Consider the following 12,719-nt stretch of genomic DNA (forward strand, 5'->3'; position numbering starts at 1 on the left):
GTCCGGAATTGCGCAAAGACAAAGAGCTAGAGCAGCCGCCAGGCCGCTCTGGCAGGAGAAGCCGATGCAGCCCGATCCGAGCGAACGCGATCCTTACAACGGCCTGACCAGTCTTCAGCCGACCTTGCCATCGGCGGCCTATTGGGACGCGGGTGCCTATCGGCGCGATCTCGACGCCATCTGGTACCGAAGTTGGCTGATGGTCTGCCGCGAGGCCGATCTCGCCGAACCGCTTGCCTTCCGCACGGTGCGCATCGGCACGCAGGAGATCGTGGTGCTGCGCGACGAGACCGGCGCGCTACAGGCCTTCCACAACACCTGCCGGCATCGCGGCTCGCAGCTTTGCCAGGACAGCGCCGGGCGGCTGAAGGCCAGGCTGCTCACCTGCCCCTACCACGCTTGGTCCTACTCGCTGCGCGGCGATCTCGTGCGCGTGCCGTCGAAATCGCTGCCGGAAGGCTTCGACAAGGCCGACTATCCGCTCTATCGCGTCGCGCTCTCGCTCTGGCGCGGCTTTGTCTTCGTCAACCTCGCCGAGGACCCCGAGGGCTTTGCGGAGACCTCCTTCGATCGGGCCTCCGGCGATCTGTCCAACTGGCCGCTGGAAAGCCTCGTCACAGGCCACCGGCTCACCAAGGTGATGAACTGCAACTGGAAGATCTTCTGGGAAAACTTCAACGAATGCCTGCATTGCCCGGGCGTGCACAAGGATTTGTCGCGGCTGGTGCCGATCTATGGCCGCGGGCTGATGGCAAGGCATGACGATCCCGAATGGGCGCGCCACGCCGACAACGACGATCCGGAATTTTCCGGCCGCCTGCGCGCCGGGGCCGAAACCTGGTCGCGGGACGGCCACGTCCACGGCCCGGTTTTTTCAGGCCTGACGCCGGCCGAGCGCGCCGCCGGCCAGACCTACGCCACGTCACTGCCCTCGATGTTCATCGTCGGCCATGTCGACTACATGCGCACCGTGCGGCTCGCCCCGCTCGGCCCCGAGCAGACCGAGCTCACCGCCGAATGGCTGTTCGCGCCGGAAGCGTTGGGAAAGACCGATGTCGACAACATCGTCGCCTTCGGCACGCAGGTGCTGGAGGAAGACGCCGCGATCTGCGAGGTCAACCAGAAAGGCCTACGCTCGATGCGCCACGAGGTCGGCGTGCTGATGCCGGAAGAATACGACCTGCACCGCTTCCACGATTGGGTGCGCGAGCGCCACGCAGCGTTCAAAACGCCTTCGGCAGATAGCGCCACGTGACGAAGCCGCAGAAGGCGGCCAGGATACCGAGCGTGACGAACACCGATCCCAGGCCGAAGAAGGTGAGCACGACCGAATAGACGAGCGGCGGCGTCAGCTCGGAGAAATCGAGATAGGTGCGGTAGACCGCCGCCATCTGCGCCTTCTCGTAAGAACGCACCGAGCGCATGAAGGCGGTCGAGCCGAGCGCGTCGAGCGCGATGGTGAAGAGCGCGCCGAAGAGCAGCAGCACGGCCGTGAGCAGCGGCGCGGCCTCGCCGATACCGCCTGCCGCGAACAGCATGGCCGCCATGGCGAAATAGGCAAAGGTCATGACCCGGCGCCCGCCGAAACGCCTTCCGGCCCTGCCCCAGAAGATCGCCATGAACAGAAGCGCGTTGCCGGCCGAAACCAGCAAACCGCCGGCAAGCTTGCCCTCGCCGGTGATCACCATGAACAGCGGGCCGTAGACGAAGAACGTCGTCCAGAAGCAGGAGCGGCCGAAGGCGATCAGCCAGGCAAGTCTCAGCCTCGGCTGCTTCACGAAGCGACCGATATTGGCGAGCGGATTGGCGGGACGCGACTTGCCGGGCCGGATCGACTGGTTGTCGCTCAGCCGGTAGAACCAGAACAGGCAAAGCAGCGCGAACGCAAAGACCACGACCGCGCCATGCGCGGCATAGATGCCGAAATGGGTGTAGAGGAAGATGCCCAGCGTCGGCCCGCCCGTCCAGGCGAACATCGACCATGCCATGCGCAGCGATTCCGCCTGCATGAAGTCGGTCTTGCGGATGTGATCCATGATGTAGAGGTTGAGCGTGATCGACAGCGCGCTCGCCCCCATGACGCGGCACAGCATGCCGGCGATCTGTCCGGGCAGCGTGTGGGTGACGAAGAAGGCGGAGCCGATCGCCAGCAGCACGCAGCCGGCCGTGTAGACCCAGCGCCGCGCGAAGCGGCGGATCAGCATCGGCATGAACAGCGTCACCGAAAGGCCCATGAGGGACACGATGGTGTAGAGGATCGAGACGATCCGCTCATTGTGCAGGATCTCGTAGGCCTGGATAGGGATGACGCTGGAGATCGTGGCGCGGGCGAAGGATTCCACCGCGTAGAGCGAGGCGAAGGTGCGGGCATCCGCCGGCCGCAGGGCCGGAAGCCAGATCGGATGGCGCACATGGGTGGACATCGGCCCTCCGGGACGTGAATCGCAATGCATGTCGCCCAGAAGTGTGCTGCGGTTCTGGGGCAACGACATGCATCCAAACTTTGCCAAATCTGGCCGGACCAGCCGCCGGCCAGTAGCAGGAAACCGACCCCGAGAGGCCGAAAAGCGAAGCTTGCCAAAGGCTTTCCGCCACTGGCCTAAAGCGAAATTTCATGGCTGTCATGAAACGCGTTGATGGCCGCCTGCTTCTGTCGCCGGCTTGAACCGTGATAGTCGTTTGGCACGACTGAATCGGATTGCCAGACGATGAGCCTTCAAACGACCAGCGAACCCGATCAGGACGCGCCCAAGCAGGGCCGCATCGCCGCCTTCGACATCCTGCGCGGCGTCGCGCTGATCGCGATGGCGAGCTACCACTTCACCTGGGACCTCGAGAATTTCGGCTACACCGCGCCCGCTTTGACCGCATTCGGCTGGTGGAAATTCTATGCGCGCTGCATCGCCTCGACCTTCCTGTTCCTGGTCGGCGTCAGTCTCTTCCTCGCCCATGGCCGCCAGATCCGCTGGCCAGGCTTCTGGAAGCGCTTCGCCATGGTCGCCGTGGCGGCGATCGCCATTTCGGCTGTCACCTATCTCGTCACGCCGGACGGTTTCATCTTCTTCGGCATCCTGCACGAGATCGCGCTCGCAAGCCTGCTTGGCCTCGCCTTTCTCAGGCTGCCCTGGCTGCTGACGGCAATCGTTGCCGCGGCCGTCATTGCAGCCCCCTACTATCTGCGGTCGGAGTTCTTCGATCATCCGGCGCTGTGGTGGGTCGGCCTTTCCGCGACCAACCCGCGTTCCAACGACTATGTGCCGCTCTTTCCCTGGTTCGGCGCAGTACTTGCCGGCATCGCCGCGGTCAAGCTCGCTTCCGCCACAGGCCTGCTTGCCCGGCTGGGGACATGGATGCCGGGCCGCTGGTCGAAACCGCTGACCTTCATCGGCCGTCACAGCCTCGCCTTCTATCTCATCCACCAGCCGCTTCTGTTCGGCTCGGTGTGGCTGTTCTCGCAGGTCATGCCCGCCGCCCCCCAGGACAAGGAAGCCGGCTTCCTGCCGGCCTGCCAGGCGCAGTGCGAGCAGCAGCGAGACAGCAAGTTCTGTACGAGCTATTGTGGCTGCATGCTGGACACGCTGAAAGGCGAAGGGTCTCTCGAAAAGCTCTACGCCAACGACCAGTCCAGCGTCTGGAAATCGCATCTGGCCGACCTGGCGGAAACCTGCACCGCAGCTACCGAGGACCAGATGGAGGGAGGACGGCAATGACGGGCATCGCAAAGCCCAGACACGGAATCATTCCCTGGCCGCCGGTGATCTATGTCGTGGCGATTGCGGCGAGCATCGCGCTCGGCATGCTCTACCCGCTGCCCTGGATCGGCGACATTTTTGGCGATCTCCTGTTCGGCGTCGGCTGGGTGGCGCTGTTCGGCGTCGCCATGCTCTGGATCACCGCCATCCGCGCCATGTTCAGGGCCAGAACGACGCTTGACCCCAATGCCGAGCCCGACCATCTGGTGACGTCGGGTCCTTTCGGCATCACCCGCAACCCGATGTATCTCGCCAACACGCTGCTCTTGATCGGCGTCGCCTTCATCACCGGCATCGCCTGGTTCCTGATCTTTGCCTTCCTCGCCGCCTTCGCGACGCAGAAGCTGGCGATCGAGAAGGAGGAAAAGATCCTGGCGGCAAAGTTCGGCAAGAAATATCGCGACTATGCAAAAAGGGTGCGGCGCTGGATCTAAGCAGGACAAGATCAGCGGTGCGCTCGGTGTGATGCCATTTCGCTGGAGGGCCATAGTTTCCGGCCGAGATAAAACAGTGCTGGAATGAGCAGCACGATCGCCAACACGATAGCCGGCCCCGCCAACGCAAAACGTGCAGAAGAGATATATCCCTCTGCAAACGCCCGCTGCAGCAGGGTGACGCTGACCGGCAGGTTGAAGGCAAGAGCAGTCGCCGTGCCCGGCATGTAGCGACGCATGGCTATTGTGGCGAGGAGGTGCGGAAAGACCACATTGAGCAGCATCGCCAGCGCGTAGCCGGACAGCAGATAGGCACCCATGCTTTCCTGCCCTTGCAGGGCGGCGAGCAATGCGGCACCGATGGCGAGAGCCGCGAGCATGAGGACCGCGAACCGGAATTCGCGCGCCCCGACAGGACAATGCCAACGCCCCGCCTGCTTCGACCAGCCGGGCAACAGAATTGCTTCTTCCAGATTGTGGACGACGACTGCGGCGGCGAACAGCCAAGCCAGAATTATGAACACGGTTCGATCGATCGCCAGTCCAACGGAAGCAAGCGGTCCCTTCAGGTGTTGACGCCCAGTTCAGCCAGCCGCTCCACGCAGGACTCCTCGGCCTGGTCGAGCTCGGCCAGTGTCTCCTCCAGGTCGCGCCGCTTCTGGCGCAGATCCTCGCGCTTTTCCTCGATACGCCGGATCATCAGCTTGAGCTGGCCGACCTCGCCGGGCGGCTCCTTGTACATCTGAATGATCTCGCGGATCTCGTTGATCGAGAAGCCGAGCCTTTTTCCCCGCATGATCTGACGGATGAGATGCCGGTCGGATGGGCGAAACAGCCGCGTGCGGCCGCGTCTCACCGGCTGCACCAGCCCTTCGTCCTCGTAAAAACGCAACGTCCGCGTCGACACGTCGAACTCGCGTGTCAGCTCGGTGATCGTGTAATATTCCCGCATTCCCACTCCCAAGTCCGAGCAGCGCCCCGTTCAGCGTCGCCCTTCCCTCCGGTGATACCCATGCAGCGCCGGAATCGGCGCATGACCCCGCGGCAACCTCGCACGGCATTTACGTAAAAGTCAATTGAAGTACCTTTGACCGGCTTTCAAAGGACTATCGAGATTCAGGTCAGGCCGAGTCGGAGTCGAAGACGGGCGCGAAGCGACCAAACAAGGTGGATTCCGAGAACCGGAGCGGAGGGTACCTAAAGTACGTGAGCACCGGAAGCGCAGGAAACCGCCGTTTGCAGGCCGGCCTCACCTGAATATCGACAGTCCTAGGGCACTCTAAACCACCATGTAGCCAGCCCCAGGAATGCGAAGAAGCCGACGCAGTCGGTGACCGTGGTGACGAAGACCGCCGAGGCCACCGCCGGATCGATCTTGAAGCGGTCGAGCACCAGCGGAATGAGAATCCCGGCAAGTGCTGCGGCGAACATGTTGATGATCATCGCCGCCGCGATGATGCCGCCCAGATTGGGGTCGCGGAACCAGAATCCGGCGACCATGCCGATCAGCACCGCGAACACCACGCCGTTGATGAAACCGACGCCGAGCTCGCGGCGGATGATGCGCGCGGCGTTGTAGATATCGAGGTCCCTGGTCGCCAGCGCCCGCACAGTCACCGTCATGGTCTGCGAGCCGGCATTGCCGCCCATGCCGGCGACGATCGGCATCAGCACGGCAAGCGCCACGATATGCTCGATCGTGCGGTCGAACAGGCCGATCACCGAAGCGGCGAGGAAAGCGGTCAGCAGATTGACCAGCAGCCAAGGCACGCGCGAGCGCGAGGTAGCGAGCACGGTGTCGGACAGTTCTTCGTCTCCGACGCCGCCCATGCGCAGAAGGTCTTCTTCCGCCTCCTCCTGGATGACGTCGACCACATCATCGATGGTGAGAACGCCGACCAGCCGCCCGTTCTCGTCGACCACGGCGGCGGAGAGCAGATTGTACTGCTCGAACTCCCGCGCCGCCTCTTCCTGGTCCATCGTGGCCGGGATCGCATGCAGCGTCTCATGCATGACCTCCTCGACCTTGACCGCGCGCTTGGTGCGCAAGATCTGGTCGAGGTCGATGGCGCCGACCAGCTTGAAGCTCGGATCGATGACGAAGATCTGGCTGAAGCGCTCGGGCAGGTTCTTGTCCTCGCGCATATAGTCGATGGTCTGGCCGATCGTCCAGAATGGCGGCACGGCGACGAACTCGGTCTGCATGCGCCGGCCGGCCGTCTCTTCCGGATAGTCGAGCGCGCGGCGCAGCCTGATGCGCTCGGTGAAAGGCAGCTGCGACAGGATCTCGTCCTGGTCTTCCTTCTCGAGGTCCTCGAGAATGTAGACGGCGTCGTCCGAATCGAGTTCCTGCACCGCCTGCGCGATCTGCGCGTTGGGCAAATTGTCGACGATGTCCATGCGGATCGCTTCGTCGACCTCGGTCAGCGCGGAGAAGTCGAAGTCGGAGCCGAGCAACTCGACCAGCGCCCGGCGCTGCTCGGGATGAAGCGCCTCCAGCACGTCGCCGAGTTCCGACTGGTGCAGGTCGTCGACTTCGCGCTTGAGGGTGATCGTGTCGCGGTCGGCGATCGCCGCGCCGATCTGGGCAAGGAAGGAGGCGCGCACCGCGCCGTCCTCGCCATAGATGTCGGCGTGATGCTCCTCGGCGGGCGCGGCGTCGGTCGTCTGTCTGTCCTGGCCTTCCACCAGCGCCTCCCGCATCGAGGAATCCCGAAATGAGGTCTAGCGCATGACCCCGCAAACCGGAAACCGCTTTCGGAGAAATCCCAGACCTTTGCAGCAGATAGCGCGGCTACAGGATTCTTCTTGAGAAGATGTCGCGCTAGAGCCCGGAATAGCGAAGAAATATCGCGGCAATCTTGCCCCCGGAGTCGCTGGCTTACTATACGTCGCGGCTGTGACAATCCCTCCAGCCGGCGCGACAGCGCATGTCGCTGGGGAAAGAGCACCCCTTCCCGGTTGAGGCAAAATTGTCATGATGCAGGGTCCAGCAGGGTCCGCGCATCCCTTAACCGGTCGAGGACAAACGCTGCCCTTGAGCATCAAGTCCGCAAAGACGAACGAGGCAAATACCGGGCAACGCGTTCGCGTGGTCGTCGCCGAGCGCAATCCTTTCGTCGTTTCGGCGCTGCGCGAGATGCTGGAATGCGACGGCCGCTTCGATCTGCTCGGTGTCGTGCAAAGCGGCGCGCAGTTCCTGGATATGGCCGCTGCCACACGGTTCGATGTCGCCGTCATCGGCTGGAAGCTCGCCGACATGGACGGCGCCGATGTGTTGGCGGAAGTTCAGAGCCGCGAGCTTGGCGTGCGCATCACGATCTTTTCCAACGACCACGACATCGGCATCCTGAAGCAATGCGTGCGCCTCGGCGCTCAAGGCTATTGCTTCCAGTTCGACGAGCCGCCGGTGATCTTCGAGACGATCCTGGCGGTCGCGCATGGCCGCATCTGCATTCCCTATATCGACATCAACAAGGTCAACGACACGCCGCTGTCACGGCTCACCGTGCGCGAGCGCGAACTGCTGGCGGTGCTGTCCGACGGCTGGACCAATTTGCAGATCGCAACGCGTACAGGGATTTCCGAGAACACGGTGAAGTACCACCTGAAGAATCTCTACGACAAGCTCGACGTGCGCAACCGCGCCATGGCCGTCGCGCTCTATTCCAGCGAGAAACAACGCACGTCCAAATCGCCTGTCGGGTAGGCCGATCGGGTAGGCCAAACGGGTAGGTCGATCCCACCCGCAAGGGCCAACAACTTACCCGGCAAGGTGTTGTTGGCGAGCCTCGCCAGGACGAAACTTCCTCCACAATCCAAAACGATCGGAGGAATTTCGCGCATGGCTGGGTTCACGCATCTTTTCATCCCGGGCCCCACCAACATTCCCGAGCAGGTCCGGCAGGCCATGAACCTGCCGATGGAGGACATGCGCGCCGCCTCCTTCCCCAACCTGACGCTGCCGCTGTTCGAGGACATCAAGCGTGTCTTCAAGAACGAGAGCGGCCGCGTGTTCATTTACCCGTCCTCCGGCACCGGCGCCTGGGAAGCGGCGATGACCAACGTGCTCAGCCCCGGTGACAAGGTGCTGATGTCGCGCTTCGGCCAGTTCTCGCATCTGTGGGTCGACATGGCCGAGCGGCTCGGCTTCGATGTCGAAATCATCGACTGCGAATGGGGCACCGGCGTTCCGCTCGACCTCTATGCGGAACACCTGAAGGCCGACAAGGCGCATCGCATCAAGGCGGTGTTCTGCACGCAGAACGAGACCGCGACCGGCGTCACCAGCGACGTCGCCGGCTGCCGCGCCGCGCTCGATGCGGCGAACCACCCAGCGCTCCTTTTCGTCGACGGCGTGTCCTCGATCGGCTCGATCGACTTCCGCCAGGAGGAATGGGGCGTCGACTGCGCCGTCAGCGGTTCGCAGAAGGGCTTCATGCTGCCGGCCGGCCTCGGCTTCCTGTCGGTCAGCCAGAAGGCGCTTGCCGCTTCGCGGGTCGCGACGCACCGGCATTGCTACTTCTCCTTCGAGGACATGATCCGCACCAACGACGCCGGCTATTTCCCCTACACGCCGGCGACACAGTTGCTGCGCGGCCTGCGCGCTTCGCTCGACCTCATCGCCGAGGAAGGGCTGGAAAACATCTTCGCCCGCCACCATCGGCTCGCCGAAGGCGTGCGCAAGGCGGTCGACGCCTGGGGATTGAAGCTTTGCGCCAAGGCGCCGCAATGGCACTCCGACACGGTCAGCGCCATCCTGGTGCCGGAAGGCATCGACAGCGCAAACGTCGTCAAGCGCGCCCACAGCGCCTACCAGACATCGCTTGGCGGCGGCCTCAACAAGGTGGCCGGCAAGGTCTTCCGCATCGGCCATCTCGGCTGGCTGAACGAGGTGATGGTGCTGGCTTCACTGTCGGCGGCCGAAATGGCGCTGCTCGACTGCGGCGTGCGCCTGGCGCCGGGCTCAGGCGTCGCGGCGGCGATCGAGCACTTCCGCCGCACGGCCGAAATGCCAGTCGCCAAGGCGGCGTAAGGGGCGGACGATGAGCCACACCATCAATCACCTGAAGAAGCTGCGGCTCCAGCGCAGCGAGCTGGCCGTTCCAGGCTCCAGCCCGGAGATGATTGACAAGGCGGCGAACAGCGCCGCCGACTTCGTCTTCCTCGACATAGAGGATGCGGTCGCGCCGCCCGACAAGGAGCGCGCCCGCAAGAACATCATCCAGGCGCTGAACGACATCGACTGGCGCGCCAAGGGCAAGACCGTCTCGGTGCGCATCAACGGTCTCGACACGCATTACATGTACCGCGACGTGGTCGACGTCATGGAACAGGCCGGCGACCGGCTGGACACCATCCTGGTGCCGAAGGTCGGCGTTCCCGCAGACCTCTACATGGTCGAGGCCATGGTCAACCAGATCGAGATGGCCAAAGGCTTCAAGACCCGCGTCGGCCTCGAAGCGCTGATCGAGACGGCGCTCGGCATGGCCAATGTCGAGGCGATCGCCGCCACGCCCGGACGGCTGGAAGCGATGCATTTCGGCGTCGCCGACTATGCCGCCAGCAACAAGGCGCGCACCGTGAACATCGGCGGGTTGAACCCTGACTATCCAGGCGACCAATGGCATTTTGCTTTGTCGCGCATGACGGTCGCCTGCCGCGCCTATGGCCTGCGCGCCATCGACGGGCCGTTCGGCGATTTCTCCGATCCCGAAGGCTACAAGGCGGCCGCCAGGCGCGCCGCCGCGCTCGGCATTGAAGGCAAATGGGCGATCCATCCCTCGCAGATCGCTTTGGCCAACGAGGTGTTCTCACCGCCGGAGAAAGAGGTCACCCGCGCCCGCCGCATCCTCGAAGTGCTGAAGGAAGCGGAGGCTGCCGGCAAAGGTGCCGCCGCCCTCGACGGCAAAATGATCGACGCCGCGTCGGAGCGCATGGCGCGCAATGTGCTGGTGGTCAACGAAGCGATCGAGCGCGCCGGCCAAGTTCACGCCGCGCAGTAAAAAACCGGGAGGACAAGATGGACATCCACGAATACCAGGCCAAGGAACTGCTTGCCCGCCACGGCGTGCATGTGCCGCGCGGCGGCCTCGCCTACAGCCCCGAGCAGGCGACCTACCGTGCGCGAGAGATCGGCGGCGCGAAATGGGTGCTGAAGGCGCAGGTTCACTCCGGCGCGCGCGGCAAGGCGGGCGGGATAAAACTATGCTCGAATGACGAGGAGATTTCCAACGCCGCGGAAGCCATGCTCGGCCGCAAGCTGGTGACCCAGCAGACCGGCCCGCGTGGTAAGCTGATCTCGCGCCTCTATCTGGAGGAAGCCGTCGACATCGCGCAGGAGCTCTATCTCGGCTTTGTGCTCGATCGTAAGGAAGAGCGCGTCATGATCGTGGCCTCGGCCGCCGGCGGCATGGAGATCGAGGACATCTCCGAAAAGCAGCCGGATTCGATCATCCGCGCCACCGTTGATCCAGGCGTCGGCATGCAAGGTTTCCAGGCGCGCGAGATCGCCTTCGGCCTCGGGCTCGAAAGCAGCCTGATCGGCAAGGCGACAGAAACCATCCTCGGCTGCTACCAGGTGTTCCGCGACTACGACGCCTCGATGCTGGAGATCAATCCGCTGGTGGTGACACGCGACGGCAGCCTGGTCGCGCTCGACGCGAAGATGTCGTTCGACGAGAACGCGCTGTTCCGCCGCCCGGAAATCTCCGAGCTGCGCGACAAGAGCCAGGAAGACCCGCGCGAGACCTTCGCCAGCGACCGCGGCCTCTCCTATGTCGGGCTCGACGGCAATATCGGCTGCATCATCAACGGCGCAGGCCTCGCCATGGCGACGATGGACATGATCAAGATCGCCGGCGGCGAGCCAGCCAATTTCCTCGACATCGGCGGCGGCGCCTCGCCGGAGCGAGTGGCGAAATCCTTCCGCGCCGTGCTCGGCGACAAACAAGTCGAGACCATCCTGGTCAACATCTTTGCCGGCATCAACCGCTGCGACTGGGTGGCCGAAGGCGTCATCAAGGCGATCCGCGAGGTCGGCGTCGACGTGCCGCTGGTGGTGCGCCTTTCCGGCACCAAGGTCGAGGAAGGACGCAAGATCCTGGCCGATTCCGGCGAGTCGGTGATCGTCGCCGACACGCTGGCCGAAGCCGCCGAAAAGGCCGTCGCCGCCTGGCGCGAAGCCACCAAGAACAAGAAAGCAGCCTGAGGGAGGTCGAGAAATGGCAATCCTGCTCAACCGCAGCACGCGCGTGATCGTCCAGGGTTTCACCGGCAAGATCGGCAGCTTCCATGCCGAGGACATGAAGCGCTACGGCACCAAGCTGGTCGGTGGCGTCACCCCCGGCAAGGGCGGCCAGACGCATCTCGGCCTGCCCGTCTTCAACACCGTCAAGGGCGCGGTGCGCGAGACCCGCGCCGAGGCGAGCATCGTCTTCGTGCCGCCGCCCTTTGCCGCCGATTCGATCATGGAAGCGGCGGATGCCGGGATAAAGCTGTGCGTCTGCATCACCGACGGCATACCGTCGCAGGACATGATGCAGGTGAAGCGCTATATGCGCCGCTACCGCTTCGAGGACCGCATGCGCCTGGTCGGTCCCAACTGCGCCGGCGTCATCACGCCCGGACAGGCGCTGATGGGCATCATGCCGGGCAGCATCTACCTGCCCGGACGCGTCGGCATCGTCGGCCGCTCCGGCACGCTGGGCTACGAGGCCGCCTCGCAGATGAAGGCGCTCGGCATCGGCGTGTCGACCAGCGTCGGCATCGGCGGCGATCCCATCAACGGCTCGTCCTTCAAGGACATATTGCAGCTCTTCGAGCGCGACGACGACACCGACGCCGTGGTGATGATCGGCGAGATCGGCGGCCCGCAGGAAGCCGAAGCCGCGATCTGGGCGCGCGACAACATGCGCAAACCCCTGATCGCCTATATCGCCGGGCTTTCCGCCCCGAAAGGAAGGCGCATGGGCCATGCCGGCGCGATCATCTCCGCCTTCGGCGAGTCGGCGCAGGAAAAGGTCGAAATCCTGAAAGAGGCCGGCGTCGTCATCGTGCCCACCCCGGCCTCCTTCGGCGAAGTGGTGGCGGATACGCTGGCGCGGACCAAGAAGGCGGCGTGATCCAGCCGAGCTTTTAAACCGGCTAGGAATACCAGGCGGTGGCGCGGTCTTCATGACCCGCCCGCCGCTTTTCGTTTGGCAAACGAGCACCGCAGGCAGCAACGACAACAGTCGCAGGGCAGCGCTAATTCCAAGGCCTTTGGCGAAGGTTTGGTGCGGTCGAGAAGACTCGAACTTCCACGGGTTGCCCCACAGCGACCTCAACGCTGCGCGTCTACCAATTCCGCCACGACCGCACGTGGTAGGAGCCGGAACCGTCCGGCCCGGGGCCTGTAGCAAATCGTTTCCGGCGAAACAAGTGCGCTGAGCGGAATAATCGTCGCTCATTTGCACAACCCTCTACAGGCCGGCTTCACACCGGTGAAACTGGACGTTTTGGCCGAATGCCGCCATATGAGAGCAACATCGAG

At 63.8% G+C, this 12,719-nt stretch carries 12 protein-coding genes and 1 tRNA gene; 8 read left to right on the top strand and 5 right to left on the bottom strand.

Annotated features, from left to right (window positions below; genetic code table 11):
• The first annotated feature begins 64 nt into the window (after positions 1–64).
• Complete coding sequence (locus E5X34_RS20325; RefSeq protein WP_292568277.1) at positions 65–1,255, top strand: aromatic ring-hydroxylating dioxygenase subunit alpha; 1,191 nt, start codon at positions 65–67, stop codon at positions 1,253–1,255.
• Here the strand turns inward: E5X34_RS20325 and E5X34_RS20330 are convergent.
• Positions 1,224–2,423 carry an MFS transporter gene (locus tag E5X34_RS20330; protein ID WP_292568279.1) on the bottom strand — a complete coding sequence of 400 codons (1,200 nt, stop codon included), beginning with the start codon at positions 2,421–2,423 and terminating at the stop codon, positions 1,224–1,226. The genes E5X34_RS20325 and E5X34_RS20330 overlap by 32 nt on opposite strands.
• A gap of 285 nt (positions 2,424–2,708) precedes the next feature.
• Here E5X34_RS20330 and E5X34_RS20335 point away from each other — a divergent pair, with 285 nt between their 5' ends.
• Both E5X34_RS20335 and E5X34_RS20340 read left to right on the top strand, forming a co-directional pair.
• Positions 2,709–3,710 (top strand): heparan-alpha-glucosaminide N-acetyltransferase, encoded by a 1,002-nt coding sequence (locus E5X34_RS20335; protein ID WP_292568281.1) that lies wholly within the window; start codon positions 2,709–2,711, stop codon positions 3,708–3,710.
• On the top strand, positions 3,707–4,186 hold the full coding sequence (locus tag E5X34_RS20340) for an isoprenylcysteine carboxylmethyltransferase family protein (protein WP_292568283.1): 480 nt from the start codon (positions 3,707–3,709) through the stop codon (positions 4,184–4,186). The genes E5X34_RS20335 and E5X34_RS20340 overlap by 4 nt, the downstream gene beginning before the upstream one ends.
• A gap of 11 nt (positions 4,187–4,197) precedes the next feature.
• On the opposite strand, the gene E5X34_RS20345 is transcribed toward E5X34_RS20340, so the two are convergent.
• The 3 genes from E5X34_RS20345 to mgtE all read right to left on the bottom strand — a co-directional run bounded on the left by E5X34_RS20345 (position 4,198) and on the right by mgtE (position 6,889).
• Positions 4,198–4,710, bottom strand: a complete 513-nt coding sequence (locus tag E5X34_RS20345; RefSeq protein ID WP_292568285.1) for an HXXEE domain-containing protein — start codon at positions 4,708–4,710, stop codon at positions 4,198–4,200.
• Positions 4,711–4,751: 41 nt separating this feature from the next.
• On the bottom strand, positions 4,752–5,138 hold the full coding sequence (locus tag E5X34_RS20350; RefSeq protein ID WP_095815511.1) for a MerR family DNA-binding transcriptional regulator: 387 nt from the start codon (positions 5,136–5,138) through the stop codon (positions 4,752–4,754).
• A 317-nt stretch (positions 5,139–5,455) separates the two neighbouring features.
• Positions 5,456–6,889, bottom strand: a complete 1,434-nt coding sequence (gene mgtE / locus E5X34_RS20355) for a magnesium transporter (protein ID WP_292568287.1) — start codon at positions 6,887–6,889, stop codon at positions 5,456–5,458.
• A gap of 334 nt (positions 6,890–7,223) precedes the next feature.
• Here mgtE and E5X34_RS20360 point away from each other — a divergent pair, with 334 nt between their 5' ends.
• The 5 genes from E5X34_RS20360 to sucD all read left to right on the top strand — a co-directional run bounded on the left by E5X34_RS20360 (position 7,224) and on the right by sucD (position 12,309).
• Positions 7,224–7,895: a response regulator transcription factor gene (locus E5X34_RS20360; protein ID WP_292568289.1), complete on the top strand. Its 672-nt coding sequence runs from the start codon at positions 7,224–7,226 to the stop codon at positions 7,893–7,895.
• Positions 7,896–8,030: 135 nt separating this feature from the next.
• The gene (locus E5X34_RS20365) at positions 8,031–9,221 is read left to right on the top strand and encodes an aminotransferase class V-fold PLP-dependent enzyme (RefSeq protein ID WP_292568291.1); all 1,191 of its coding nucleotides are present in this window, start codon (positions 8,031–8,033) and stop codon (positions 9,219–9,221) included.
• A gap of 10 nt (positions 9,222–9,231) precedes the next feature.
• Complete coding sequence (locus tag E5X34_RS20370; RefSeq protein ID WP_292568293.1) at positions 9,232–10,191, top strand: CoA ester lyase; 960 nt, start codon at positions 9,232–9,234, stop codon at positions 10,189–10,191.
• Between the two features lie 17 nt (positions 10,192–10,208).
• Positions 10,209–11,396: a malate--CoA ligase subunit beta gene (locus E5X34_RS20375; RefSeq protein ID WP_292568295.1), complete on the top strand. Its 1,188-nt coding sequence runs from the start codon at positions 10,209–10,211 to the stop codon at positions 11,394–11,396.
• 13 nt (positions 11,397–11,409) lie between these two features.
• Positions 11,410–12,309: a succinate--CoA ligase subunit alpha gene (sucD, locus tag E5X34_RS20380; protein WP_095815516.1), complete on the top strand. Its 900-nt coding sequence runs from the start codon at positions 11,410–11,412 to the stop codon at positions 12,307–12,309.
• Between the two features lie 151 nt (positions 12,310–12,460).
• Here sucD and E5X34_RS20385 read toward each other — a convergent pair.
• Positions 12,461–12,545, bottom strand: a tRNA-Leu gene (locus tag E5X34_RS20385).
• Positions 12,546–12,719 lie beyond the last annotated feature (174 nt).

It is taken from the genome of Mesorhizobium sp. (assembly GCF_004963255.1).
GTDB lineage: Bacteria > Pseudomonadota > Alphaproteobacteria > Rhizobiales > Rhizobiaceae > Mesorhizobium.